This window comes from Acinetobacter sp. ANC 4169, assembly GCF_002135355.1.
Classification (GTDB): Bacteria; Pseudomonadota; Gammaproteobacteria; order Pseudomonadales; family Moraxellaceae; genus Acinetobacter.
This window is the reverse complement of sequence record NZ_NEGE01000005.1, coordinates 144473-169502: the sequence shown is the minus strand read 5'-3', so window position 1 is coordinate 169502 and position 25030 is coordinate 144473. Positions and strand designations below refer to the sequence as shown.

Below are 25030 nucleotides of genomic sequence, written 5' to 3'. Positions count from 1 at the left end.
ACCCATTTTTAACCAGGAAGTAAAACAAAAATAATAGATTACTTCTGTGAATATTTTTGTACCGGGCTAAGTTCATCGACTTCCAGTGGGGTCTTCGGTGGCCAGAAAAAGTCACTCGGACGGGTCAGGAAGTGCGTGAGTACCAGTTTGGCTAAGGGCTTCCATTGTTCAAAGCGAACACGCCGGGCACGTAATGCCACAATAATGGTCAGGCTAAAACTGACAAACAGGTTGGTGAGACCAATCAGCAGCACGCCTAAAAATGAAACAAAAATTAAACCAATTTCTGGGCTGCCATTCACACAGAGTGTGCCTTGGATAAAGTTGGCCGAAGCAAAGGCAATATGGCGAATATCTAAAGGCAGTCCTAAAATAAAACCAATGGTTCCCATGCTGCCGAGCATAATCCCAAACAAGAAATTCCCTGCCAAGGCACCTAAATTTCGTTCGATATAGGCAGAAAATCTGTTTAGGCGTTCTTGTCCCAACAGTTGCTTTAACTTGGCATGTGCTTTTAAACGTGGCCCAACTTTACGGTACACCGCCATATTGTCAAAGTAACCGGCGATCAGTCCAGAAAAGAACAAACATACACCGGCAATGGCAGCATGTGGAATGGCCAAGGATGTAAACGGATTCAGTGAATGTAAGGTCTTGGTGGCTTTGGCATAGCTTAAAAGAGGTTCATCCATGCCGTATTGCCAGAGCAGGGTAATCACTGCAGCAGTCGGAATGGCAATCGAGATATTGCCGAGAATGGCAATGAACTGGGTGCGGATAATATTAATAATCAGCGCTGCCAGTTCAGCAATCTGTGCATTTTTAGAACCTTTTTGATGCTGTACCGTGGCTGCCAGTGCCGCTGCCGTCATGGCAGGCTGTTTGGTGGCGACAGTGAAATGCAGGACATGAATTAACATGAAACCCAGCGAATAGTTCATGCTAAAGATAAATGCCTGCATCATCGGTGCCATGACCAGACGTGTAGCCAGAATTTTCAGGGTCGCCATGGTGGCAATAATCACACCCGCACCAGCGGCGGATTTGTACATCGACCAAAAGCCTTGCTTGTCGGTACTTACATAATGCTCACCGGTTTTACTGGCATTTTCGGTCACTTGCAAGGCAATTAATTCACTGTTATTTGCCAGTAAAGACCGCACACTCCGTTCACTATAAATGGCAGAGGTAATATCGACCAGCAAGGCACTGAGTGATTGATAACGAATTTGATCTTTTTCAACAATCAGGTTAATGAGCAGTTCGATCCGATCTAAACACTGTTCCAGCAATGACAATAAATAAGTCAGACTGATACTCACGCCAATCCGTTTGATGGCACGACGAATTTTTAACACTACATCACGACATTGCTCAATCATCACCAGCGCTTGTGAGGCATCGGGTAGGGCAATGATTGCCAGAGGATCGGTATTTTGATGCAGTAATTTATAATGCTGAATGAATTCATTAATTTCCCGGTTCTGAACCAGAAAAGGCGATTCATATTCGGTCAGATCAGGCTGTGCGTTAATAAATTCGGGATACAGCCCAATACCGCTAATCCGGTAAGATAAAACCGTAATGGCTTTAATCAGTTCACTTTTAATCTGCAACTTTTCTTGCTGATTGCTATGCCCCTGATTAATCAATGCAAAGAGTTTCTGCCAGTCTTCATCGGCAATACTGTCCAGCCAGTATTTGTCACTGCGTTGATAAAAAACCCGACGGACCAAATCTTGCAGCTGGTTTTCATCATTAATCAGGGGAAGAAAATGAGCACCCAGGCGCTGAGCGAGCTGATTCCAGAAACCATCCAGCGACAAAATACCGGTATCGGCATATAGACTGGTCTGTTTGTAGTGGCTGATTAATTTTAAGATGAAATTTTGCAGTGTGTTGACTGCATGGGGAGTAATTAATAAGGCTTGAATGAAAGCCTGAAATTTGCGGTTAATTTCTTCAACATCAGCCGGGTCATGAGGCCGAATACGGTTCACTAACTCAATCAGCAGTGAACCATCAAGCACAGCCTGATTGGACTCAAGCTGCTGCTGCATTTTTGAAAATAAATCATTAAAATTGATATGCATAGGCAAGGGGTAAATATCTTCTTTCTAATCCCGTCATTGAATTCGGTTTAAGGCCAGCTGGGTCAGGTTAATCAATGCCTGACGATATTCGCTATCAGGAAGTGCATCTAGTGCATTCAGCGCAAACTGGGTTTCTTCGGTTGCACGTTGGCGACAATAATCCAGAGCACCACAGGTTTGCACAATCTCGATCACGCGATCCAGCTGGTTAAGACCGCCGGTGGCAATACTTAAACGAACAATTTCATGTTCTTCATCAGTCGTTTTTTGCAAGGCAGAGATTAATGGCAAAGTCGGTTTGCCTTCCATTAAATCATCGCCAATATTTTTACCTAATGTTTCAGCATCGGAAGTATAGTCTAAAATATCATCAATAATTTGAAAGGCATTACCAAAGTGACCGGCAAAGACGCGCAAAGGTTCACGGTACTCTGGTGTACCCGATAAAATCGCAGCGCCTTCAGTGGCCAGTTCGAATAAACGTGAGGTTTTCCCGTGAATAATATCGAGATAAGTCTTTTCCGAGGTTTCTGGCTGATGCTGGGCTTGCAGCTGTAACACTTCACCTTCGGCAATTTCACAGGTGCCGGTAGAAAAGTCTTTCAGTAAGGTCATGTCGTTCAAGTCGACCAGCAAATCGAAAGCACGGGAAATCAGGAAATCACCCACCAGAACTGCGGTCTGGTTATTCCAGGTCGCATTGGCAGTAGGACGACCACGTCGCAAGCCTGATTCATCGACCACATCATCATGCACCAGTGTTGCGGTATGCAGCATTTCAATAATGGCAGCCAGTTTACGCTGACGCTCGATATTGTCTGCACCGCAGGCTTTTGCCGCCAATAAGCACATGATGGGGCGCATACGTTTGCCGCCAGCTTCAACCACGTGTTTACTCACGGCCATCACTAAGGCAACTTTTGAAGTGATCCCTTCATTAATGAAAGTGTCCATCGCAGCAAAGTCTGAAGCAACAGGAGCGAGAATGTCTTGCTTAAAGTCGATGGCCATATGAAGAGAAACCTCTAAAAATTGAATTGCTTATTATAGTGTAACAACTATAGTGGATATAAAGCTAAGATCTTAATATAGTTGTTTAAATCCTGACTAGGCAAATGGTTTTAAATTTGACTGGATTCTACTATTACACCAGATATGTGATCAAACTGGCATTGGGTGTTTTATAGTAGCGAATTGATTTTAAAAATCTATTACATTTTATAAAATGTCAGCTTCAAATCTTCATGGTTATTTTTAATCAGTCTTAATCGTTTATAAAATCAGCAACAGCTAGGTGCAAAAAAACGCTGAAATGGCTTGTTGTTTGATTTATTATCACTTAATATGTTTGCCCTTAGATATCCCCCCAGTGGCGTTCGTATTAAGATCGGTATATTCCTTTATCGGCACGACGACACGGGCATGTTTGGAGTACATTATGTACGCAGTAATCCAAAGCGGTGGTAAACAACACCGTGTTGTTGAGGGTGAAACCCTTAAAGTAGAATTGTTGAAAGCTGAAACTGGCTCAACCGTTACTTTTGATGACGTGTTGATGCTTGTAAACGGCGAAAGCATTCAAATTGGTGCTCCAGTTGTTGCTGGTGCTACAGTAACTGCTGAAGTAGTTAGCCACGGTCGTCACGACAAAATCCGTATTATTAAAATGCGTCGTCGTAAACATTACCGTAAACAACAAGGTCACCGTCAATGGTTTACCGAGTTGAAAATTACTGCTATTTCAGGCTAATTACGAGGAGTAAATAGACATGGCAACTAAAAAAGCCGGTGGTTCGACACGTAACGGTCGTGACTCAAACCCTAAAATGTTAGGTGTTAAAATGTACGGTGGTCAAGCTGTGACTGCTGGTAACATTATTGTTCGTCAACGTGGTACAGAATTCCACGCTGGTGTAAACGTAGGTATGGGCCGTGACCATACTTTATTTGCTACCGCTGATGGCGTGATCAAATTTGAAGTGAAAGGTCAATTTGGCCGTCGCTATGTATCTGTTGAAACTGCATAAGTTTTAATAATACGAAAAAGACCCACAGTTTCTGTGGGTTTTTTTATGGCTATAAATTAAACCGGAAAAGATTTAAGTTCTTCATCATGATGTAGAAATGGCTACATTGACTATTAATAACAATACAAATCTTCTTATTTTCTCTAATTTTAGCCACATTATTTGGTTTAAGATGGGAACATTGAAAAAATTGCGATACTGCAAATAAAAAAGGTGATGATATGAAAATGCTTCGTAAAACCCTGTGTGCGATGACCTTGGGTGCTGCAACGCTTGCACCGGTAATGAGTACAACTGTTTTTGCTGCACCTGTAGCAGCATCGGAGCAGCAAGCAACGAACAATCTGGTTAAGCAGTTAAGTAATATTCGGACGTTGTCAGCAAATTTTGAACAAACCACAAAAGCAACTTCGGGTAAAGCCCCACAGAAAAAAGGCTTGACCGGACAACACATGAATCAAACCTTTAAAGGGGCAATGAAAGTCGCTCGTCCGGGAAAATTCTTCTGGGAAACCACTAGTCCTTCAAAACAGACCATTGTGACTTCAGGTAAAACCGTATGGATTTACGATCCTGATTTACAACAGGCAGTCCGTCAAAGTCTAGATGAGCAAGTGGCTAATACCCCTGCATTATTATTGTCGGGTAATACCAGCCAGATTATGAAGTCTTATCGGGTGACTCAGCCGGATAAAGGCAAGACCTATTACACCTTGTATCCAAAAGTTAAAGATAGTGCATTTCAAAGTCTGACTATTAGTTTTGGCGCGAACAAGGCACCAAGTTTGATGATTTTGCAGGATTCATTGGGTCAAACCACCTATGTGCGCTTTAACAATGTGAAATTGAATCCGTCTATTGCTTCATCAACCTTTAATTTCGCACCGCCGAAAGGCACCGATATTATTGATCAATAATAAATTGATTGATCACTATTGAATTAAGTACTTATGTCATTTAAAAAGCAGTCCTAGGTGGCTAATGCCAGTCAGTTAAGAAATTGACTGGTATTTTCTTTTTTAAATTCATGACTGTAGTTGATATGTGGAAAAGTCATCCGCAACTGTTTGAGGCAGGACTACATTAAAAAATGATTGTTTCTGCGATAAATTTGCTAGTTGATAGTGGCTGACGAGTTTTGCGGTGAGGAGTATTACTCCGCAAGATGCCTTTCTTGCGAAGCTGTGCTTCTCATTTGGGCGAAACCAAAGTAACAAATGAGCTGCAAGACTTTGATTTAAAACGGTAAGACTCCGTCGTAAACTGCTAAAAAGCTAAAGAGTCTATTTCGAAACTCCTTAACTGATCAGCATTACCTCATGGGGTGGTTTTTTAAATTTTATTGGCTAAAAAATACGAGGCATTTCGGGTAAAGCCTAATTATGCAAAAAGTTATGCAAAAATAAACACAAGATGCCTGGTTAATATAGCCATATAGCTTATATAAAGATCAGTAGATAGGAATAAGCAGCAAAGGGCAAAATACAAAAAATAATTGTGACCTAAAACAAAGACAGAAGCTCAGAAGGAATAAAAAGTGGAAAATAACAATACAGGTGCCTCAGTCTTGGATTACCCCCGTTTCACCAAATTAAAATCTAAGTTCAATAGCTATCGTCAAAAAGTCATGGGGTTGGGCGTGACCTGGCTGCAAAGAAGATCAAAAAAATCAGTTCAAAACTCATCTAAAGCTAGGGGAGAAAATCCTTATCTGCATGGCATATTTGGCCCGGTAGAGGAGATAGAAAAGCATAAATTTCAGGTGATTGGTGAAATTCCACAGTACTTAACCGGACTGTTATTAAGAATAGGCCCTAATCCGACTCATGTGGAAAATCAAGATGCCTATCACTGGTTTACTGGTGATGGCATGCTGCACGCTTTAAAAATTGAACAGGGTCAAGCCACGTGGTTTAAGAGCCGCTATATCGCCACGGATTCTATTCAAAAGCAAAAGCACCAGCCTGTTAAAGCCGGTTTTCGCCGTGGTCCGGGAGATGTCGTGAATACCAATGCCTTTTATCATGCCAATAAAATCTGGGCCAGTGTAGAAGCGGGTACTTTGCCGGCACGGTTGGACTTAAATTTAAATACGGAAGAACACCGTCTTTTTAATACCGATGCAGACCTGCCTTTTAGCGCCCATCCGCATAAAGACAATAACACCGGGCATTTGCACGCTATCTGCTATGATGCGATGGATATTAAGCATGCTTATTATGAAGTGATTGATGAGCAGGGGCATTTAGTGCATTGGACTAAAATTCCGGTGCAGCATGGCCCCATGATTCATGACTGTGCCATTACAGCTCAAGATATCTTAATTTTTGATTTGCCGGTCACCTTCTCTTTGAAGCAACTCATCAAAGGAAATCCATTGCCTTATGAATGGAATGAAAAGCATGCGGCACGAATTGGCATTTTGCCTAAATATGGCCGTGCCGATGAAGTACAGTGGATTGCTATAGAACCGTGTTTTATTTTTCATGCCGCAAATGCTTATCGCAATGAGCAACAGATCATTATTCTGGATGTAGTCGTTCATCGCTCCATGTTTAAAAAGTCCCATCAAGGTCCGTTTGAGCAGCAAAATACCCAATTGGAACGCTGGACCATTGATCCGAAGAAACACATCGTAGATCGACAGGTATCAGATACACAGGCGCAGGAATTTCCACGAATCGATGAACGCTATACGGGTGAGCAGCATCGTTATATTTATAGTGTCAGTTTTGATCCTTTAAACATGACCAAAGCCAATCATTTGATTTGCCATGATATGCATACACAGGAAAAAACCACGTATGCCTATGGAGAACAATGGGTGACGGGAGAGGTGGTATTTATTCCAGAATCAGTTGATACGGCAGAAGGTGAGGGCTACCTGTTATCTTATGTGCATCATGTCGATAAAGAATCATCCAAAGTGGTGATTCTAAAAGCGCAAGGTTTAATGCTTCAGCCTCAAGCTGAAATTATCCTGGGTGTACATGTGCCCTTGGGCTTTCATGGCAATTGGGTAGATTTGTCTTAGCTCAAGCGAATTTCATCTTTGTATGTCTATCTCAGTCTATCTTTTTTGAAGATACATATTTTAAATTTCATTTAGTTACTGAGCTTTGTATAGTGAAGCCGCATGATAAAAGGCACTAGGTTGTTAAAATAAGATGAAAATACGCACGAATCAACAATGGCTCTGGGTTGTTCCAGTTTCTTTGGCTGTACTGGGCATGGCGGGTTGTCAGGAGCGACCAGCTCCAAAAACAGAACAGGTAAGTACTACAAAACAGGAAAACGTTCAGACAATTCCATTAATTCAAGCCAAGGTTGTTCCTGTGAAACTGAGCAAACCGGAAGCATGTGATGCAGAAGGATGTACCCAGTATGAAATTCAGACGGTAAAGAGCAACCTGAAATGGGTAGATGACTATTTTATCGATCGGGTTAAAAAGGCCGATCCGATTGCGTTTTCTACAGCTCCCAATCAAAAGGTCAATACCGCCGAAGGGGCCACACCCAATCTAAGTCAAAGCTCGACTTATATCCGCTTTGTCAGTCAGCAGTATGACCGGGCAACTTTTGCCATTCAGACTTATACCTATTCATCCGGTGCAGCACATGGCATGTATCATCAGGAATTTGTGAATTTTGATTTGAAAGACAAAAAGCGTCTGGCACTGCAAGATATTATGCTGAAGGGCACAGAACAGCAGTTGCTGAATGCCTTATATGATTCAAACAGCATCTGGCTGGAGCAGCACAGTATAGAAAGAGCAAAACTGAAATTAAGTGATAATTTTTATTATGGTGCCAATGGCATTGTATTTGTTTATCCCTTGTATGAGCTGGCTTCCTATGCAGAAGGCATGACTGAGCTGACCTTGCCTTATGTGGCCCTCAGTAAACTGATTAAAGCTGAATATCTGCCAAGTTTGCCCAAGTATCCAACCTCATAATTTCAGCTTAATTCGGGTAAATTTGCTCTAATAAGCCACAGCTGTCCGCTCGATCACTGTCTTTTTTAGTGTTTAGCGCTTACACTATAGCCAGTTTTTTTCTTTGTAAAAGATTGGCTATGATCGACCCGAAATTAATCAGAAATAATATTGAGGCTGTAAATTTAGCCTTAGCAAAACGTGGTGTACAGCTGAATGTAGAAGAGTGGGCTTCACTTGAAGCTCGCCGTAAAGAGCTTCAGTCGAATACAGAAGCTTTACAAGCAGAGCGTAATTCGGGTGCTAAACAAGTTGGCCAAATTAAAAAATCTGGTGGCGATGCATCTGAAATCATGGCGCGTATGTCAGCGATTGGTGATGAAATTAAAGCGGCTGAAGTTGCACTTGCAGAATTGCAAACTGAAATTGAAACCAAGTCTTTAACTATTCCAAACATGCCGCATGAATCTGTACCTGAAGGTAAAGATGAAGATGACAACGTAGAAATTTTAAAATGGGGCACACCACGTCAATTTGATTTTGAAATTAAAGATCATACTGACCTGGGTGAATGGATGGGCGGTTTGGAGTTCGAAACTGCGACCAAATTAACTGGTACGCGTTTTAGTGTTCTTAAAGGTCCGTTGGCGCGTTTACAACGTGCATTAACCCAGTTCATGCTGGATACGCATACGCTTAAAAATGGTTATACAGAAGCCTATGTACCGTATTTGGTCAATGCAGACTCTTTACGCGGTACGGGTCAATTACCTAAATTTGAAGAAGATTTATTCAAATTACAGGGTGAAAAAGAATATTACCTGATTCCGACAGCAGAAGTGCCAGTGACCAATTTCGTGCGTGATGAAATTGTTGATCCAGACCGTTTACCACTGAAATATGCCGCGCATACACCATGTTTCCGTAGTGAAGCAGGTTCCTATGGCCGTGATACTCGTGGCTTAATCCGTCAACATCAATTCGACAAAGTTGAGATGGTGCAGATTGTTAAACCTGAAGATTCTATGCAGGCTTTAGAAGAATTGACTGGCCATGCTGAAGGTATTTTGCAGGCGCTCGGTTTGCCATATCGTAAAATCATTCTGTGTGGTGGCGATATGGGCTTTGGTGCCATCAAGACTTACGATTTGGAAGTTTGGGTGCCAAGCCAAAATACTTATCGTGAAATTTCAAGCTGCTCATGCATGGGTGATTTCCAGGCACGCCGTATGAAAGCGCGTTACCGTGTAGACCAGAAGAAAACTGAATTTGTGCATACTTTGAATGGTTCAGGTTTGGCAGTCGGTCGTACCTTGCTTGCCGTGATGGAAAATTACCAGCGTGCAGACGGATCTATTGAAGTACCTGAAGCACTTCGTTCATATATGGGTGGTGCAGAATTTATTGATTAATCTTCGGATTGATCAATAAATCGATAAATGGCACAGTTTTGTGCATGAAAATTGCTTAAGACAATCAGATCTAAAATACTGAGGTAGTTCGTGGATATCTTTCCAATCTCTTTAAAGTTGCAACAGCAACCTTGTCTGATTGTCGGTGGTGGACATATTGCCTACCGGAAGGCAGTCCTTTTGGCAAAAGCAGGCGCAGTTATTCACGTGATTGCACCTGAAATTGAAAGTAATTTACTTGAGATTGTTGAATCAAGCCAAGGGCAATATGTCCAAGCCCCTTTTAGCCCAGATATTCCATTAGGCAATTACCGTTTGGTGATTGCGGCAACCAATGACAAAGCGACCAATATCCAAGTTTTTGAAGCTTGCGAAGCTGAAAAAATTCTGGTGAACAGTGTCGATGATCCACCGCATTGTCGTTTTATGGTTCCTGCGATTATTGACCGTTCACCCTTGGTGGTTTCGATTGCCACCAATGGCACATCACCTGTTTTATCACGTCAAATCCGAACCCAGCTGGAAGCTGCTATTCCTCATGGCATGGGCAAGCTGGCGGATTTTTCTGGAAAATGGCGTGCTGCGGTGAAGGCAAAAATTGAAAATCCAGATGAGCGCCGTATTTTTTGGGAAGACTTATATGCCAGTCCACTCAAAGAACAGGTGTTTAATGACAACATTGCGGAAGCGGATCGTTTAATTGAACAAGCTTTAATGGAATGGAAAGCGCCTAAAGGTGAAGTCTATTTGGTGGGTGCAGGTCCGGGTGATCCTGAGTTATTGACCTTAAAAGCACTGCGTTTGATGCAACAGGCGGATGTGATTATTTATGATCGTTTAGTTTCTCCTGCGATTATGGACTTATGCCGCCGTGATGCAGAAAAAATCTATGTGGGTAAAGCTCGTTCCAACCATAGTGTTCCTCAAGAAGGGATTAATGCATTGCTAGTGGAATATGCTGCCCAAGGTAAACGTGTCTGCCGTTTAAAAGGCGGTGATCCATTTATCTTTGGTCGTGGCGGTGAAGAAATTCAAGAGCTTTTCGCTGCCGGTGTGGCTTTTCAGGTCGTACCAGGCATTACCGCTGCTTCAGGCTGTTCAGCCTATGCTGGAATTCCTTTAACGCATCGTGATTATGCTCAAAGTGTGCGTTTTCTTACCGGGCATTTGAAGGAAGGTTCGCCTGAATTGCCTTGGAATGAACTGGTTTATGAAAACCAGACTTTGGTGCTGTATATGGGTCTGGTTGGATTGGAAAAAATATGTGCCAAGCTGATTGCACATGGCCAGCGTCCAGATATGCCGGTAGCATTGATTTCTAAAGGTACTACACCAGAGCAAAAAGTGGTGGTGGGAACTTTAGCCGATATCGCATCGAAAGTGACAGAACATCACATTCAAGCGCCGACCCTCACCATTATTGGTGAAGTGGTGAAATTGCGCGAACAATTACAGTGGCAAGGCTAATTCAGGCCTTGTTGCGTTGAAAGAGTAGAGAAATCCTGTGATTCATGTTGTTTTGTATGAGCCTGAAATTCCTGCAAATACTGGGAATATCATCCGTTTATGTGCCAATACCGGTGCACAGTTGCATCTGGTAAAACCGCTTGGTTTTGAGCTTGATGACAAGAAGCTCAGACGTGCGGGTCTGGACTATCATGAATGGGCGCATATGAAAGTTTGGGAAAATTTTGCAGATTGTCTGGCTCATTTAAAAGAGCAGGGTATTGATAATGATGCAATTTACCCTTTAACCACCAAGGGTTTTGAAACACCGCATACTTCAAATTTAAACCGTCCGGTTGCCTTGTTAATGGGGCCGGAAACCCGAGGTTTGCCTGAAGATGTGCGCATGATGTTCCCGAAAGAACACTGGATTCGTTTACCGATGGCAGCAAATTCGCGCAGTTTGAACTTATCCAATGCTACAGCAGTTATTTTGTATGAAGCTTGGCGTCAACAAGGCTTTCAAGAATTAAAATAAAGATTGAACTGATCATTAAAAACCACCTGAGGGTGGTTTTTTTATGTAAGTGTGACTCATTTTATCTTCTCCATTTCATCAATTTTAGTTATAAAAAGAGAATAAATAAGAACTAAAGTGAGTACACATTGAACTTGATATTGAATTGGATGAAGAAATATACATTTTTTATTACTGGGTTGGCTGCTCTTGCATTCGTTACAGCTATTATGCCGGTACCTTCTTTTGCAGAATCTCCAGCTGCTCATCAGGCAGCAACGGAAACAGTCAAACCCATTACTCAAGCCGAAATTCAGCAAGGCTTAAAAGACATGCAGCAACGGATGAATCAGCAAATTGAAGCATGGGGCAAGACTTTAACGAGTGATGATTTTGAATGGAGTTGGACAGGGCGGCAGCTTAAAAAAGAAAAACGTCAGCAAGTGTGCGGTATCTATCAAAATATCATTAATGACATCTATAGGCTGGCTGTTGAAAATAAAGCACGTTTGAGCGAGCCAGACCAAAAACTGTTGCAGGACCGGAATGCCTTTATTCAGGCGCTGGGCTATCGGGACAATCTGGTAGATAGCAGGATGGGATTTAATTGCCGGATTAAATAGCCGTTCAAGAGCTTAAAATATAAAAAAACCCACTCAAGGAAATAAGTGGGAAAAAAGAAAGATCGCGCTTATACATTTATATATTTTTAGAAATAGATGAAATAGAGCAATCCTCTATTTCCATATAAATGTATAAGAGATTAAATGGAGTAAGAAACCATGTTCATGATTCTTAAATCGCGATACTTTCAAACTGTTTTAAGCAGCAGATTCATGAATTAAAATTTATAACCAATTTTCATGCTATAACCCATAGCTGTGTTTTTTGTAAAGTCGGCATCGTAGCGTTCTGTTCCAAACCAGCTTGCAGACTGTGCTTTTGCGTCACCGAACCAGAAGTGACGTGCTCCAGCTTGAATGAAGGTAGATGGTGTCGGGCTAAATTGTGCACCGATTCCCGCACTCCAATAACCATCAATAGGACCTAAAGTTGATGCAAGTTCACCAGTGCCTGAATCCCAACCACCAATTAGCGAAATCGCCCATTGATCATTAAATTTTCGTGCAACACCGAAAGTTGCCGAGATTTGATCTTTATCATAAGAGATTAAGTCAAAACCACGAGGTGTACCTGCAACCTTTTGAGTAAGGGCGGAAGATAATTCACCAAATTTTTGTGGGCGAATGCTGAATTTAGACCAATCTACCCACCGTACATTCACATAAGCAATGGTGTTTTCCATAATACCAGATTGAAAATCAAGGTTTAAAGATTGTGGGGTTGTAATCTTGGTTTTGCCCTCTTTATATACATAATCCTTACCGAGTATTGGTAATCCTCCTAATGGAACAATAGAGAGGAGTGCTAAATTAGCATACGACATGTTCTCTTCAACATCGACTTTATAATCGATCTCTGAGCGATAAGTTAGAGATGTTTTTAAGGCAATTTTGGGAATCTGAAAAGCTAAGCCGGCTAAATAGCCAAATTCAAATTTTTCAGGAATAGAGGCATTATAACCATTGCTAATATTGCCAGTATCTAAATCTTTCATTTCGCTACAAATCGGGCGACCCACTGCTATGGTACAGATACCACCACCTAGAGGGCCATAGACGCTACCACGGAGTTGTACATCACCTTTTACGCTTTGATAAACAGGGCCACCGTAGATATTCCAATTTTCATTAGGTTGATAACCGACAATAAATGAAAGACTTTGACTGTCTACGGATACTTCAGTTGACTCGCCATTTCTGTGAAATGTGCCAGAATTTTCAAATGTTGTATCTCCAAGGCCAACACTACCTACAGCTGTCGGATGAATTTTATCTTGGTTTGAGTATTTTGCTTTAGCACCAAAAGGTTGATCATAAATAAGGCCGAGAGAAATATGTTGGTTGGCTTGATATTTAAGTGCAAAGCTTGGAATTAGAAAACTTTCTGCCATATCACCAAGGCTGGTGTTCGACATATCAGCTCCAGATTTAAATTGATCTGTTGATGGAACATTCCAGTTATCTCTCATATTTCCAGAAATATTGGCATCAAGTACAGAAACTCCTGCTTCAAAATAATTATTTGGTTGCAAGAATGCAGATATAGATTGTCCCGAACGATCCATTGCAGCTGCAAAAGCTCCAGAGCTTGATAGACCCATTAATAAAATGGCAGTTGTAAGAGTGTTTAATTTCATTTCCAGTCCTTTACTTTTTATTTATTAACACGAATCAATGTGTATAAAATGCGTAAATTTCGCATTTATTTTGCGCACAATAGCATAACCAAATTAAAAAGGGGAAGAGTTTAAAATTTAAATATGAAAAATTTCATGTTTTATAAAGTAAGATAATTAAAAAATAACTATTAAAAACAGTTGATTATAGATTTTAAATTAATATTAATTTTTTCTAAAAATAATTATTAATTCAGAGAAAAGGAACGTATTTGGGGATCTTTCGAAATTATTTTTTCTCGTCTTTTGAAAAAGAAAAATTTAAAAAATATCTAAATTTTTTTGAGAGTGAGAAAAGTACAAAAGTAATTATTGCTCCAATATTAAGAAGTCTGGTGCATGTAAGTTCTACTTAAAGGGGTGTGGCTAAGAATAAATTTTATAGATTTAAAATCTTATTTTCTTGTTAGAGGTTGAAAAGATTGAATGTAAATGGAGAAAGTTGTAGATTAATGCGAAAATTTCACTTTTATGTGTTGGGAAAATATTAGAAATATGAGTAATTTGCCAACCAACGATGCAGAATTTAACTTACAACAAGTTCTATTATTGATGAACCATTTAACTCAATGGCTTGTGCGTTCAGGGGTGGGCTATATGGAGTTTTCTGCTGCGTTAAAACCAATATTTTACCAACAAGCATTAACTGAACTTGAACGATTAGATCAAAAAACTACAGTCTCAGCCATTAGCTTATTGGCAGGTCTGCATCGTAAAGATGTAAGTGCCTATAAGGAGACTTCTGCTGCAGGAAAACCATTGACTGAGGCAACTGTGGCTGAACCCATTAGTGTGCCTGCACGGGTCATTGGCTTATGGATTGCTGAAGATTGTCCACCACGACTGCCTTTTAGTGATTCTGAACAGCCTAGTTTTGAGTTTTTAGTGAAAAAAATTTCATCTGAGAGACATCCGAGATCCGTACTGAATGAGTTAATTCGTTTGGGAATTGTGGATGAAGATTTGGGTGAAGTGGTTTTAAAGAAGGGAAGCTTTATTCCGGATCAATTACATCAAGAATCGCGAAAATTATTAAGTCATAATTTACAAAGTCATCTTGAAGCCGGACTGCATAATTTATTTGAAACGGATCAAATTACTCACTTAGAAGAAGCTGTACGTGCAGATGAGTTGACTGCTGAATCAGTGCAGCTTTTAACACAATATTCGATTGAATTATGGGAAGATTATTCAAAACAGCTTATGGAATACGCTGTTAAATGCTGTGCCTTGGATGAAGGAAAAGCAGAAGCCATACATACGTTTTGTTTAGGGATATATCAAAATGACACATAAAAACAGATTTTTATTTTATTTTACCTGTATGGCATTCCTTTCAGGATGTGGCGAAGAATTAAGTACCGGGGTGACCAAAGGTGGAACCGGGAATGGTGGAGATGGTAAACCTATAAACGTGGTAAATGGTCAAAAGTTAAATGATCATTACCAAATATGGTTATCTAAACCTGTTAGTGATTATTGTCATGGGGTCAAGCGGACCTTAAGTTTTATTCATCCTCTCAATTCTGAAATCGTTGCAGAAGATCAATTGATAAAGATTGGACCAAAAGATGAGCTTGATCAGCAAATTATTTTACAAGTTCGTTGGGAAAATCAGTCTGATCAAGCAAAAACTGTGGTTCGGTCAGCTTGTTCAGATTTAGTGAATATTGATGAGTTCTGGCGAAATGCATCCACGCCTGATGCTCGCTGTGATGTTAAGACGGTGACTTTAAATAAAAATGATGTGTATATAGCAGAGGAATATCCGTTTAATTTTAAATACACTGCTACTGGCATATTAAGCCACAATAAAAAGGTGCAATTCTTACCAGAAGAAACCGATATACCTGGCTGTAATATGCTAGAAATTCAATATGTACTACAAAATGAATAAAATCAAAAAGTAGACAATAATAAAAAAGACGCATTCAGCGTCTTTTTTATGCATGGAATCAATCCATTAATGCGTATTATCAAACTCGTTGTGTTGCGGCGCCGGGTGTTTGAAGCCTTTGGTTTTATAGCCCAGGTACAAAATACCGAACATTGCCCACCATAGACCGAATTTTAATGCGGTATCTTCAATCTCTAGCCACATCGCAAAAATGCTTAAGAAGCCCAGTAAAGGAATCACCACAAAGCTGATAATGTCTTTAATGTTTTTGGTGCGACCATCTCGTAGTGCATAACGTGAAATTACGGATAGATTTACAAAAGTAAATGCAGTTAAGGCACCAAAGCTGATCATCGAAATCACGATGTCCAAATCCATGAAACCAGCAGTTAAAGCCACCGCACCTACAATCAGAATGTTGTAAACCGGAGTGTAGCTTTTTGGACTGATATGACCAAAGATCTTTTTATTGATCACGCCATCACGACCCATCACATACATTAGGCGTGATACACCTGCATGCGCAGAAATACCTGATGCCATCACTGTGACAATTGCAAAGTAAAGCACTACAGTTTTGAACGCTACCCCGCCTACCGCTAAAAGAATATCTGGCTGGGTTGCAGCGACATCTTCAAAGTAAGTCTTTGGATCATTCGGAAAGTAGATTTGCATGAAATAGGTGCTGATAATGAAGATAATACCTGCAAGCAGTGCCGTAAGGAAAATCGCTTTAGGTAAGGTTTTTTCAGTATCTTTAGTTTCTTCTGCCAGTGAGCTGAGTGAGTCAAAACCGGTAAAAGAGAAACACAGTAATGTTGCACCGGTAATTAACGGACCTAAAGCCGTCATTTCATTCCAGAAGGGTTCAAGGCTCCACAACTGGTACTTGGCATTTGCTAATGTACCATCGGCATTGACCCCGCCTGCAAGCAGCGTGTAAACCATCCAGGTGAAGTAAGCGATGACTGCCAGCTGAACCAATACAATCAGACCGTTGAAGTTGGCAACAAATCTGGCACCACGTAAGTTTACCCCAGTCATAAATGCAGTCAGTACAACCACCCAAACCCAATGGTTAACTTCAGGGAAAAGTGCTTCCAGATAAATGACTGCCAAAATGATGTTGACCATTGGAGACAACAGGTAATCTAGCCATGATGACCAGCCCACCATAAAACCGACATTGGGATGAATCGATTTTTGCGCATAAGTATAGGCCGACCCAGATGACGGGTAACGGCGGATCATATGTCCGTAACTGATAGACGTAAACAGAATTGCAATTAAGGCAATAATGTACGAAGTTGGTACGTGATAATGGCTTTCTTCAGAAACCAGACCGAACGTATCAAATAATGTCATTGGTTGAATATAGGCTAAACCAATAATAATAATGTGCCAGAGTCCAAGCGTTTTTTGCAGTTTAGCTGCCGGTTGAGTCCCAGAGATATTTGTCAACGGCGTTATCCTCTTAATCGTTGATCAAGGATCAGTCATGATTACAAGGATCGTTTGAGACGAACGACCCCCCCTAAATGAATAAAACAAAAGTGCGCCAATCTACTCCAGTTTGGACCCTTTTGCCAATATCTTTATGATTTTTTAATGCAGAAAATATGCCATTTGATATAAAAAATTAGCTTTAATTTTCCACAAAGCAAAAGCCTGATGCTTAAAAAAACATCAGGCTAATTTTTAGCTATATTCGCTTAATTTTCAATATTTACCAAGCTTTTTCCAAAATCGCTTTTAAATCGCTCAAGGTAGCTTCTTTAGGATTATAAATAATGGAACCATCATTTAATGCTTTGTCTGCCACTTCATCCAGTTGTGCTTCTGAAACCTTACCGGTTTCACGTAAAGTACGTGGCAACTTGGTTAAGGCATATAAGCGATCGCGCATGGTCAGAATGGTGGCAATCGCTTTGTCGGCCCGTAAATGTGCAGGAGTCTGCGCATAAATGTCTGGTCCAGCTAAAGGTAGTAACAATTCGGCAATTTTGTCACCATTCACTTCCTTGTTGTACTCAAGTACATAAGGCAGGAACAGGTTCATGCATAGACCATGGGGCAAATGAGCCACCGCACCTAAGGCATGTCCTAATGAATGCACTAAACCAACCATTGAATTGGAAAATGCAATCCCGGCCATAGTCGAAGCTTGTGCCAGTTCCAGGCGCCCAAACTCATCTGTTGGGTTATCCAGAACATTGAACAGGCTGTTGCTGACTTTTTTAATGGCAGCCGTTGCATAGGCATCACTGATTGGATTTGCTGCCATACAGGTATAGGCTTCAACCGCATGAGTAAGGGCATCCATGGCAGTCATGGCGGTCAAATGCGGTGGCAAGGTCTGCGTCATGCGAGGATCAAGAATTGCAGCATGCGGCATCAGGTAATACGATGCAAACGGCATTTTGACATTTTTTTCAAGATCAGAAACCACAGCAACCATAGTCACTTCTGAACCTGTACCTGATGTAGTCGGAATAACGAAGAATGGTTTTAATGGTTTTGGCAGGTTATGCGCGCCTGAATATTTATGCAGGTCATCACCACCTTCAGTCACCAAAATGTTGGTTGCCTTGGAGGTATCAATCACTGAACCGCCACCTACGGCAATAATCGCATCACAACCATTGTCGCGGTAGGCTTGTGCTGCCTTACGTACGGTTTCTACGCTTGAATCGGGTGGTACATCATCAAAAATAGCACCAATCACCGCCTCTGTAGATTCAAAAGCAGCTTCAATCGGTGCAAGCAGGTTATTGCTGCGTACACCTTTATCGGTAATGATGAGCGGGCGTTTGGCACCTAAAGTAGCAAGTTCAAACGGAATATGTTCTAATGCGGCATGACCTGCGATAACTTTTACTGGACAGAAAAATTCGTAATAAGGCTTAGCCATGTTATGCACTCCGTTTAAAATAGGATTGAGCTAGTTTCAAATAAATATTTGCAGCTCCAGTCAGTTTTTCTTTTAGGCTCAATTCAGTTGGATATTGTTTTACAGCAAGCTCGGCCAAAAGTTTAGGTAAAATCAGCGCTTCCATTTTATTTAAGCAACGCACCAGGCGAATCGCGAAAGAAATATCCCCATCGGCAATCATACGGTCGTGAGCAAAAGCCTGTGCAGTACTTTCCTGGAAAGAAAAGACTAAAAAAGCATGACTTAAGTGCTTAAAGGTAATGGTTAGATCAGGCTTGATATCTACAGATTGAAGTAATTGTAATTGATGGTCTTCCGTGACTTTTGCAATAAAAGCAGGACCATTGGGAAATACTTTCATCGATAGAACGAAACCCACAGGGAATTTTGCAACTTCCTGTTTGACTTCGGTGTCGACTTGACTCGCCATTACCAGACCTCTGCCAATCACATCCATCATGAGTTTGACATAGATCAGTTGTAAAGCGGGCTTAACGGATTTGGTTGAAATCACTCGTGTATCCCTTATCTAAAAAATATTTTATTAGTTTAGAGTAAATACTCTAATTTATTTTTATGTCAAAAGCAAAGTTATTGTTGCATGACTTTAACTTCATTAAAGTAACCGCTGTTGTGTAAAGTTTCAATGATATCGACGCATAAGTTCTCGAATTTAGGATAGTTCTGGACTAAATCCTGAATACGGACCATTTCCAGACCGGCATAACCACATGGGTTAATGGTATGGAAACCAAACAGGTCACAATCAATATTCAGTGCCAAACCGTGATAGCTGCGCCCTTTACGGATTTTAAAGCCCAATGAGCCAATTTTGCGATCGGCTACATAAACGCCAGGTGCATCCGGTTTGGCATAGGCTTCAATGCCGTATTTCTTAAGCAAACCAATCATTAAATTTTCGGCATAGGACACTAAAGTACGTACATTCCAGCCCAGACGGTTTAAATCAAGCATAAAGTAGGCCACCAGCTGACCTGGGCCATGCCATGTCACTTGTCCACCACGATCCGTTTGAACGACTGGAATATTACTCGGCAGCAGAATGTGTTCCGGTTTACCTGCCTGTCCTTGGGTCAGCACATCATGATGCTGCAAAATCCACAGTTCATCGGGCGTGTTTTCATCGCGGTTTTCAGTCAGATTTTTCATGTCCTGAAAACGCTCGAGATAAGGCGTAAGCTGGTTAAATTGGCGAATAATCAGTGTTGGTTTTAGAACAGCATCAGTCACGTGAAGTGCGTCCTTAAAAGTTTAAATGGAATGTAAGGATTATAAAGAAATCGTCAGGAGATGGGGCAGTCCGAGCATAGGATTTGCAGTTTTCTTTGGAAAAGCCAATTTTGTTGGTCTAAACAAGGCTTAAATAAAAAACACGCAGATCGCGTGTTTTTTAGGATTAAAGGGCTGTCTTAATCAGTGGGCAGGCCGCCAAGTCAGCATATAATGCATGAACCTGTTCCAGTTCCACAAAGACAATCTGAGCAGTCAAAGAATGATATTTTCCAGTACGTGAAGGTTGTACCTTAATGCTGGTACCATCGAAGTCTGGAAAATGTTTTACCAGGATTTCTACAACGGCAATATGTAATTCTGTGCTGGCTTCACCAATCAGTTTAATTGGATAATCCATTGGGAAAACCCAAAGATGCTCTTGAAGTTCGCGAGATGGCGTACGGTCTAACATGGTCATAGTAGTCCCCCTTATATCAAACGCCTGCGTAAATGCAGGCGTTATGTGTTACTGAATACTAAATGGGGTTATTGAAATTTTTTTCAACTCCCCAGCAGTATCACTATGGCTTAGTCATTTTCCAAGAATGAACGTAAGTGTTCAGAGCGGGAAGGGTGACGTAATTTGCGTAATGCTTTGGCTTCAATCTGACGGATACGTTCACGTGTTACGTCAAACTGTTTCCCGACTTCTTCCAAAGTATGGTCGGTTGGCATATCAATACCAAAACGCATTTTCAAGACTTTCGCTTCACGTTCAGTCAAGTTTTCAAGCACTTCGCGAGTCGCTTCTTTCAGACCTTCTGAAGTTGCTGCATCTACCGGAGAGGTGATGTTGCCATCTTCAATAAAGTCACCAAGATGCGAATCTTCATCATCACCAATTGGCGTTTCCATAGAAATCGGTTCTTTGGCAATTTTAAGTACTTTACGTACTTTGACTTCATCCATTTCCAGACGTTCGCCTAATTCTTCAGGAGTCGGTTCACGCCCCATTTCTTGAAGCAATTGACGTGATACACGGTTGATCTTGTTAATGGTTTCGATCATGTGTACTGGAATACGAATGGTACGTGCCTGATCCGCGATTGAACGGGTAATCGCCTGGCGAATCCACCAAGTTGCATAGGTCGAGAATTTATAACCACGACGGTATTCAAATTTGTCCACGGCTTTCATCAAGCCGATGTTACCTTCTTGAATCAAGTCAAGGAATTGCAAACCACGGTTGGTGTATTTTTTCGCAATCGAAATTACCAGACGCAAGTTGGCTTCAACCATTTCTTTTTTCGCACGACGGGCTTTGGCTTCACCAATCGACATACGTTTAGAAATGTCTTTAATGTCCTTAACATTCAAGCCCAATTCTTTTTCGATGTCGGCAATCTTTTGCTGGAATGCCAGTACATCTGGACGTACTTTTTCTAAATAAGCTTTTTGCTCGGCAGGTGCCTTGGCAATTTGCTCATCTAACCAGGCTGGATTCGACTCCTGACCCGGGAAAGAAGTACGGAACTGGGTACGGTCCATACGGCCACGACGTACCGCATAACGCATCACTTCACGTTCAGAAGTACGAATCTGTTCATGGGTGCCACGAATCATTTCAGAAATAATGTCAAATAAACGCGGGGTAAATTTGAACATCATAAACACGGTTGCCAATGCTTCAAGCGCTTCTTCTGCCTGCTTGCTATTGCGGCCATGCTTTTCAATCGCAGCTTTAGTTAGTTTCCATGCATCTTCCAATTCGGTGAAACGAATACGGGCAATTTCTGGATCAGGACCTGATTCGCCTTCAGAATCGTCATCACTTTCAGACTCTTCTTCGTCATCATCGTCCAGTTTTACATCTTTGGTTGTTTTAGAACTTGCTTCTTCATCTTCATCGATTTCAGCTTCCTCTTCTAAAACTTCTGGAATTTCTTCATCAGATTCCGGGTCTAAATAACCCGATAAAATATCAGCAAGACGACGTTCACCTTCAGTGACATCGTTATATTCTTTTAATACAACTTCAACTGCATTTGGCCAATACGCAATAGAGTGAAGAACGTCACGAATACCTTCTTCAATGCGTTTAGCAATGCTGATTTCGCCTTCACGCGTTAATAGTTCAACCGTTCCCATTTCACGCATGTACATACGTACTGGATCGGTCGTGCGACCAGGTTCGCTTTCAACTGACGCAAGAACAGCGGCCGCTTCTTCTTCAGCAACTTCATCGGTTGTTTCAGTATTCGAGCCATCGAACATGGTGTCATCAGATTCAGGCGCACGTTCATGTACAGGAATGCCGACGTCTTGAAGCATTTGAATAATGTCTTCAATCTGTTCGCTTTCCGTGATCGAGTCCGGGAGATGATCGTTAACCTCAGCGTAAGTTAAGTAACCTTGCTCTTTGCCTCGGCTAATCAGAGCCGCTACTTGCGAAGTAGGGGAAGTCATATCGCTCATCTTTGCTTACTCTTCGTTGAATCTGTGGCAGTGAAAAACCGTGCATGATAGCACAATTCGATTAAAATTGTTTTGAATATTGATTGCTCAAGTCTCATTTAAAAAATATGAATTTGATTTAACAATTGTTTTCAATATGGGGCTGAAATTTTTTTTTTCAAGGCCGGGTAAGGGATCGCCTACAAAATATTTTGAGTTTGCTTTATCCGGCGTAATAAAATTCTCGGTGTTCATAAATACACAATTTTAGAGGTAAAAAACAAGATAAAATGGTGTTTCTGAGATAAAAAAATAAAAATACTTGACAAAATTACATAAGCACGATAAATAGCGCCTAGACCCATTCACTTTTTTTCACCATGAGGTAGTTTTAGTGTCTTCTACAGATTTTGAACTAGATGATAGCTACAGTGATGATGATGTTAGTTTTGATGAAGTATCAAGCAAAATTAGTGCTAAAGAGTCGTTAGAAAAACGTCGTCTCATTGATGACCTTCTCGCACAACGTCGTTTAGAGCGTGAACTGAAAGATTTTGATTATGATCTTGATGACGACGACGATTTTGATGATGAAGAAGACTAAAATAGGATTCTGCACAGCCGGCTAAAATGCTATGCTATGCCGTAGTTATTTTACAAACCTGGATTTTAAATGAGTGCTTTAGATTTAGACCTTTTGAGCGATTATCTAGATGGCGACCAAAATGAATATGGTCTGGATTTTGCGGCAACTCATGGTTTTCTGTGTGCAATTGCAGTTGGCCCTGCTTTTGATAAGTGGCTAGATGAACTCTTTGACAACAATCAAAAGAAAGTTCCCAGTGAAATTATTGCACAAGTAAAAGCCTGGTTAGAATCGATTCGTCAAAACTTGGCGAACGAAGAAGGAATTGAATTTCCTTTTGAAATTGAAGAAGCAGATGTGGATTCGAGTTTAGGCGACTGGAGCGTTGGTTTTGTCGATGCCATGTTCTTAAACGAAGATGCTTGGTTTACGCCAGAACATGAAGAGCAACTGGTAGATTTAACTTTACCGATGATGGTCTTCAGTGGTGTAGATGAAGAAGATCCACAAATGGAATCTTTCCGCCGCAATGGTCAGCTCATGGATGAAATTGCTGAAGAAATTCCCGAGAACTTAAATGAAATTTATTTAATGTACCACACGCCAGCGTGATGTTACATCTTGCGCCGCTACAATCGCGGCTCATGTATCACACACCAAACTAATTCAGACAAGTTTTAAAAAAGCACCTTGGGGTGCTTTTTTTATTTAACGAATTTCCATTTTTATAGTGGATAGAGAAAATTCCTCAGCAAAAGCTATTTATATTTATTCAAAGTGTATCGGGCATAACCATTATAAGCGATATGAAAGATCAGCCCATGTAGGGCAATGGCAGCTGCGACCAGCAATGAATTTCGGGCTCTCCTCGCATAACCCATAGTCATCAGAATTTCCTCAGCACGTGGATGCATAAAAATCAGTATAGACATCACGATAAAGCCCATGGTCATGGCGATGATTGTTGATCCCCAGACCAGAGTGTTTTTTTCTTTAGGATTCGGTAAGCGCTGTTCTTTTTTGACAAAATGTCTGGCGCTCAGAAAAGCACAAGCGATCAAGCCAGGCAGCAGGGTGATGACACCGAGCTTTAGCGCATAAATCAAGATGCTGACCAACAGGATTAAGGCAATACTATAAACGGCTGCAAAATATTTAAGATAATGCGACATCGTTTTAGTCTCTCTCGGCTAACCTTCATTCAGGATGGGCGATTTTTACGCTGCTATCTACGGTATACAATCCAGCCAATAATGAGCACTACAAAGACAATAATCACATCACTGACTTTACTGAAAATTTGCTGCATGAGCTGCTGATTTTCGCCAAAATAAAATCCGACACAGGCCAGAAAAGTGGTCCAGATGATGGTTCCCAAACTGCTATAAAACATAAATTTCCAAAAGGGCATGTGGCTCATGCCTGCGGGAATACTAATCAGGGAACGTACGGCGGGAATCATGCGGCCAAAGAATACGATGCGATGTCCATAATGCTCAAACCAGCCCAGTGACTTTTTCACATCTTCAGATTTGATAAACAGATATTTGCCATAACGGTCTATAAATCGAAAAATGCCTTCATGCTTGAACTGATAGCCAATCCAATACAGAAAAGCTGCAGCGAGCAGTGAGCCGAAACAGCCTGCGATAATGACTCCAAGGAGGGTGAGCTGACCTTGTGAGGCTGAGTAACCTGCGGAAGGCATAATAATTTCAGAAGGAATCGGAGGAAATACATTGTCGAGAAACATGAGCAGGGCAATACCGAGGTAGCCCAGTTGTTCCATAATGGAAATAATCCACTCAGTCAGATTCATATGGTTGTAAAAATAATAATGATATTTCAACCATCCTAAATATTATTCAGCTCAGGGTAAAGTATCCTTCTAAATACAGCAGATTATTCTTGGCTATGGATTAAGGTATGGATATAAACTTTTCTTAAACTATAGGCGAGTGCAAAAGGAATCGCACTGAGTAGGGCGTATTCTATAAAGTTAGGGGTAAGGTGATAGGCAATGAATATAGACAAGATACTGCCGATCATGGCACCTAATACCACAATAAAAAGATGTGATTCTTGCTCTAAAATCTGTTTTTGTTGTTCTATTTTTAGGTGATTTTTTTCTCGAACCTGGTGAAAACGACGGGTATAATCAATTGAACGGCTAATTGCTCTAGGCATAATTTTTATCCT

25 protein-coding genes are annotated in these 25030 nt (G+C 41.0%); 13 read left to right on the top strand and 12 right to left on the bottom strand.

Translation table 11 applies throughout. The features are described from left to right. Positions 1-38 precede the first annotated feature (38 nt). A complete protein-coding gene (locus tag B9T26_RS05795) occupies positions 39-2093 on the bottom strand; it encodes a site-specific recombinase (RefSeq protein ID WP_086198781.1) in 2055 nt (684 codons plus the stop codon). A gap of 33 nt (positions 2094-2126) precedes the next feature. Beyond that, positions 2127-3104 (bottom strand): All-trans-nonaprenyl-diphosphate synthase, encoded by a 978-nt coding sequence (gene sdsA, locus B9T26_RS05790; RefSeq protein WP_086198780.1) that lies wholly within the window; start codon positions 3102-3104, stop codon positions 2127-2129. A 427-nt stretch (positions 3105-3531) separates the two neighbouring features. Between sdsA and rplU the strand changes: the two genes are divergently transcribed. The 9 genes from rplU to B9T26_RS05745 all read left to right on the top strand — a co-directional run bounded on the left by rplU (position 3532) and on the right by B9T26_RS05745 (position 12053). Beyond that, positions 3532-3843: a 50S ribosomal protein L21 gene (rplU, locus tag B9T26_RS05785; RefSeq protein WP_086198779.1), complete on the top strand. Its 312-nt coding sequence runs from the start codon at positions 3532-3534 to the stop codon at positions 3841-3843. A 19-nt stretch (positions 3844-3862) separates the two neighbouring features. Next, on the top strand, positions 3863-4120 hold the full coding sequence (gene rpmA, locus B9T26_RS05780; protein ID WP_086198778.1) for a 50S ribosomal protein L27: 258 nt from the start codon (positions 3863-3865) through the stop codon (positions 4118-4120). A gap of 221 nt (positions 4121-4341) precedes the next feature. After that, positions 4342-5037 (top strand): outer membrane lipoprotein chaperone LolA, encoded by a 696-nt coding sequence (gene lolA / locus B9T26_RS05775; RefSeq protein ID WP_086176295.1) that lies wholly within the window; start codon positions 4342-4344, stop codon positions 5035-5037. A gap of 620 nt (positions 5038-5657) precedes the next feature. Beyond that, a complete protein-coding gene (locus tag B9T26_RS05770) occupies positions 5658-7154 on the top strand; it encodes a carotenoid oxygenase family protein (protein ID WP_227518778.1) in 1497 nt (498 codons plus the stop codon). 133 nt (positions 7155-7287) lie between these two features. Next, a complete protein-coding gene (locus B9T26_RS05765) occupies positions 7288-8076 on the top strand; it encodes an RsiV family protein (protein WP_086198777.1) in 789 nt (262 codons plus the stop codon). Positions 8077-8195: 119 nt separating this feature from the next. Continuing rightward, a complete protein-coding gene (gene serS, locus B9T26_RS05760) occupies positions 8196-9467 on the top strand; it encodes a serine--tRNA ligase (protein WP_086198776.1) in 1272 nt (423 codons plus the stop codon). Positions 9468-9557: 90 nt separating this feature from the next. Next, positions 9558-10934 carry a siroheme synthase CysG gene (gene cysG / locus B9T26_RS05755; RefSeq protein WP_086198775.1) on the top strand — a complete coding sequence of 459 codons (1377 nt, stop codon included), beginning with the start codon at positions 9558-9560 and terminating at the stop codon, positions 10932-10934. Between the two features lie 37 nt (positions 10935-10971). Further along, positions 10972-11451 (top strand): tRNA (cytidine(34)-2'-O)-methyltransferase, encoded by a 480-nt coding sequence (locus tag B9T26_RS05750; RefSeq protein ID WP_086198774.1) that lies wholly within the window; start codon positions 10972-10974, stop codon positions 11449-11451. Positions 11452-11600: 149 nt separating this feature from the next. Further along, positions 11601-12053 (top strand): hypothetical protein, encoded by a 453-nt coding sequence (locus B9T26_RS05745; protein ID WP_227518777.1) that lies wholly within the window; start codon positions 11601-11603, stop codon positions 12051-12053. A gap of 218 nt (positions 12054-12271) precedes the next feature. Here the strand turns inward: B9T26_RS05745 and B9T26_RS05740 are convergent, their stop codons facing one another. Beyond that, the gene (locus tag B9T26_RS05740; protein WP_086198773.1) at positions 12272-13690 is read right to left on the bottom strand and encodes an outer membrane protein transport protein; all 1419 of its coding nucleotides are present in this window, start codon (positions 13688-13690) and stop codon (positions 12272-12274) included. Positions 13691-14224: 534 nt separating this feature from the next. Between B9T26_RS05740 and B9T26_RS05735 the strand changes: the two genes are divergently transcribed. Together B9T26_RS05735 and B9T26_RS05730 are read left to right on the top strand one after the other, a co-directional pair. Next, positions 14225-15025: a DUF6502 family protein gene (locus tag B9T26_RS05735; protein WP_086198801.1), complete on the top strand. Its 801-nt coding sequence runs from the start codon at positions 14225-14227 to the stop codon at positions 15023-15025. Continuing rightward, positions 15015-15626, top strand: coding sequence for a hypothetical protein (locus tag B9T26_RS05730; protein WP_086198772.1), 612 nt, complete (start codon positions 15015-15017; stop codon positions 15624-15626). Before B9T26_RS05735 ends, B9T26_RS05730 begins: the two co-directional genes overlap by 11 nt. Before the next feature lie 66 nt (positions 15627-15692). Here B9T26_RS05730 and B9T26_RS05725 read toward each other — a convergent pair whose 3' ends face one another. The 6 genes from B9T26_RS05725 to rpoD all read right to left on the bottom strand — a co-directional run bounded on the left by B9T26_RS05725 (position 15693) and on the right by rpoD (position 22266). Next, a complete protein-coding gene (locus tag B9T26_RS05725; RefSeq protein ID WP_086198771.1) occupies positions 15693-17087 on the bottom strand; it encodes an APC family permease in 1395 nt (464 codons plus the stop codon). 265 nt (positions 17088-17352) lie between these two features. Then, positions 17353-18537, bottom strand: a complete 1185-nt coding sequence (locus B9T26_RS05720) for an iron-containing alcohol dehydrogenase (RefSeq protein WP_086198770.1) — start codon at positions 18535-18537, stop codon at positions 17353-17355. A gap of 1 nt (position 18538) precedes the next feature. Then, a complete protein-coding gene (locus tag B9T26_RS05715; protein WP_086198769.1) occupies positions 18539-19072 on the bottom strand; it encodes a hypothetical protein in 534 nt (177 codons plus the stop codon). 77 nt (positions 19073-19149) lie between these two features. Then, positions 19150-19809: a lipoyl(octanoyl) transferase LipB gene (gene lipB, locus B9T26_RS05710; RefSeq protein ID WP_086198768.1), complete on the bottom strand. Its 660-nt coding sequence runs from the start codon at positions 19807-19809 to the stop codon at positions 19150-19152. Positions 19810-19975: 166 nt separating this feature from the next. Then, the gene (locus tag B9T26_RS05705; RefSeq protein ID WP_086198800.1) at positions 19976-20263 is read right to left on the bottom strand and encodes a YbeD family protein; all 288 of its coding nucleotides are present in this window, start codon (positions 20261-20263) and stop codon (positions 19976-19978) included. Positions 20264-20379: 116 nt separating this feature from the next. After that, a complete protein-coding gene (gene rpoD / locus B9T26_RS05700; protein ID WP_086198767.1) occupies positions 20380-22266 on the bottom strand; it encodes an RNA polymerase sigma factor RpoD in 1887 nt (628 codons plus the stop codon). Positions 22267-22639: 373 nt separating this feature from the next. On the opposite strand from rpoD, the gene B9T26_RS05695 reads away from it, so the two are divergent. Together B9T26_RS05695 and B9T26_RS05690 are read left to right on the top strand one after the other, a co-directional pair. After that, positions 22640-22849, top strand: a complete 210-nt coding sequence (locus B9T26_RS05695; RefSeq protein WP_086176283.1) for a PA3496 family putative envelope integrity protein — start codon at positions 22640-22642, stop codon at positions 22847-22849. 69 nt (positions 22850-22918) lie between these two features. After that, complete coding sequence (locus B9T26_RS05690) at positions 22919-23443, top strand: YecA family protein (RefSeq protein ID WP_086198766.1); 525 nt, start codon at positions 22919-22921, stop codon at positions 23441-23443. A gap of 146 nt (positions 23444-23589) precedes the next feature. Here the strand turns inward: B9T26_RS05690 and B9T26_RS05685 are convergent, their stop codons facing one another. The 3 genes from B9T26_RS05685 to B9T26_RS05675 form a co-directional block, all read right to left on the bottom strand. After that, the gene (locus B9T26_RS05685; protein ID WP_086198765.1) at positions 23590-24003 is read right to left on the bottom strand and encodes an ABZJ_00895 family protein; all 414 of its coding nucleotides are present in this window, start codon (positions 24001-24003) and stop codon (positions 23590-23592) included. 53 nt (positions 24004-24056) lie between these two features. After that, positions 24057-24650, bottom strand: a complete 594-nt coding sequence (locus B9T26_RS05680; protein WP_086198764.1) for a DedA family protein — start codon at positions 24648-24650, stop codon at positions 24057-24059. A gap of 83 nt (positions 24651-24733) precedes the next feature. After that, on the bottom strand, positions 24734-25018 hold the full coding sequence (locus B9T26_RS05675) for an FUSC family protein (RefSeq protein WP_086198763.1): 285 nt from the start codon (positions 25016-25018) through the stop codon (positions 24734-24736). Positions 25019-25030: the final 12 nt, after the last annotated feature.

Coding starts and splice junctions, on each gene's coding strand:
- B9T26_RS05795 (WP_086198781.1), bottom strand. CDS start 2,093: ATGCATATCAATTTTAATGATTTATTTTCAAAAATGCAGCAGCAGCTT.
- sdsA (WP_086198780.1), bottom strand. CDS start 3,104: ATGGCCATCGACTTTAAGCAAGACATTCTCGCTCCTGTTGCTTCAGAC.
- rplU (WP_086198779.1), top strand. CDS start 3,532: ATGTACGCAGTAATCCAAAGCGGTGGTAAACAACACCGTGTTGTTGAG.
- rpmA (WP_086198778.1), top strand. CDS start 3,863: ATGGCAACTAAAAAAGCCGGTGGTTCGACACGTAACGGTCGTGACTCA.
- lolA (WP_086176295.1), top strand. CDS start 4,342: ATGAAAATGCTTCGTAAAACCCTGTGTGCGATGACCTTGGGTGCTGCA.
- B9T26_RS05765 (WP_086198777.1), top strand. CDS start 7,288: ATGAAAATACGCACGAATCAACAATGGCTCTGGGTTGTTCCAGTTTCT.
- serS (WP_086198776.1), top strand. CDS start 8,196: ATGATCGACCCGAAATTAATCAGAAATAATATTGAGGCTGTAAATTTA.
- B9T26_RS05745 (WP_227518777.1), top strand. CDS start 11,601: ATGAAGAAATATACATTTTTTATTACTGGGTTGGCTGCTCTTGCATTC.
- B9T26_RS05740 (WP_086198773.1), bottom strand. CDS start 13,690: ATGAAATTAAACACTCTTACAACTGCCATTTTATTAATGGGTCTATCA.
- B9T26_RS05735 (WP_086198801.1), top strand. CDS start 14,225: ATGAGTAATTTGCCAACCAACGATGCAGAATTTAACTTACAACAAGTT.
- B9T26_RS05730 (WP_086198772.1), top strand. CDS start 15,015: ATGACACATAAAAACAGATTTTTATTTTATTTTACCTGTATGGCATTC.
- B9T26_RS05720 (WP_086198770.1), bottom strand. CDS start 18,537: ATGGCTAAGCCTTATTACGAATTTTTCTGTCCAGTAAAAGTTATCGCA.
- B9T26_RS05705 (WP_086198800.1), bottom strand. CDS start 20,263: ATGTTAGACCGTACGCCATCTCGCGAACTTCAAGAGCATCTTTGGGTT.
- rpoD (WP_086198767.1), bottom strand. CDS start 22,266: ATGAGCGATATGACTTCCCCTACTTCGCAAGTAGCGGCTCTGATTAGC.
- B9T26_RS05690 (WP_086198766.1), top strand. CDS start 22,919: ATGAGTGCTTTAGATTTAGACCTTTTGAGCGATTATCTAGATGGCGAC.
- B9T26_RS05685 (WP_086198765.1), bottom strand. CDS start 24,003: ATGTCGCATTATCTTAAATATTTTGCAGCCGTTTATAGTATTGCCTTA.
- B9T26_RS05680 (WP_086198764.1), bottom strand. CDS start 24,650: ATGAATCTGACTGAGTGGATTATTTCCATTATGGAACAACTGGGCTAC.
- B9T26_RS05675 (WP_086198763.1), bottom strand. CDS start 25,018: ATGCCTAGAGCAATTAGCCGTTCAATTGATTATACCCGTCGTTTTCAC.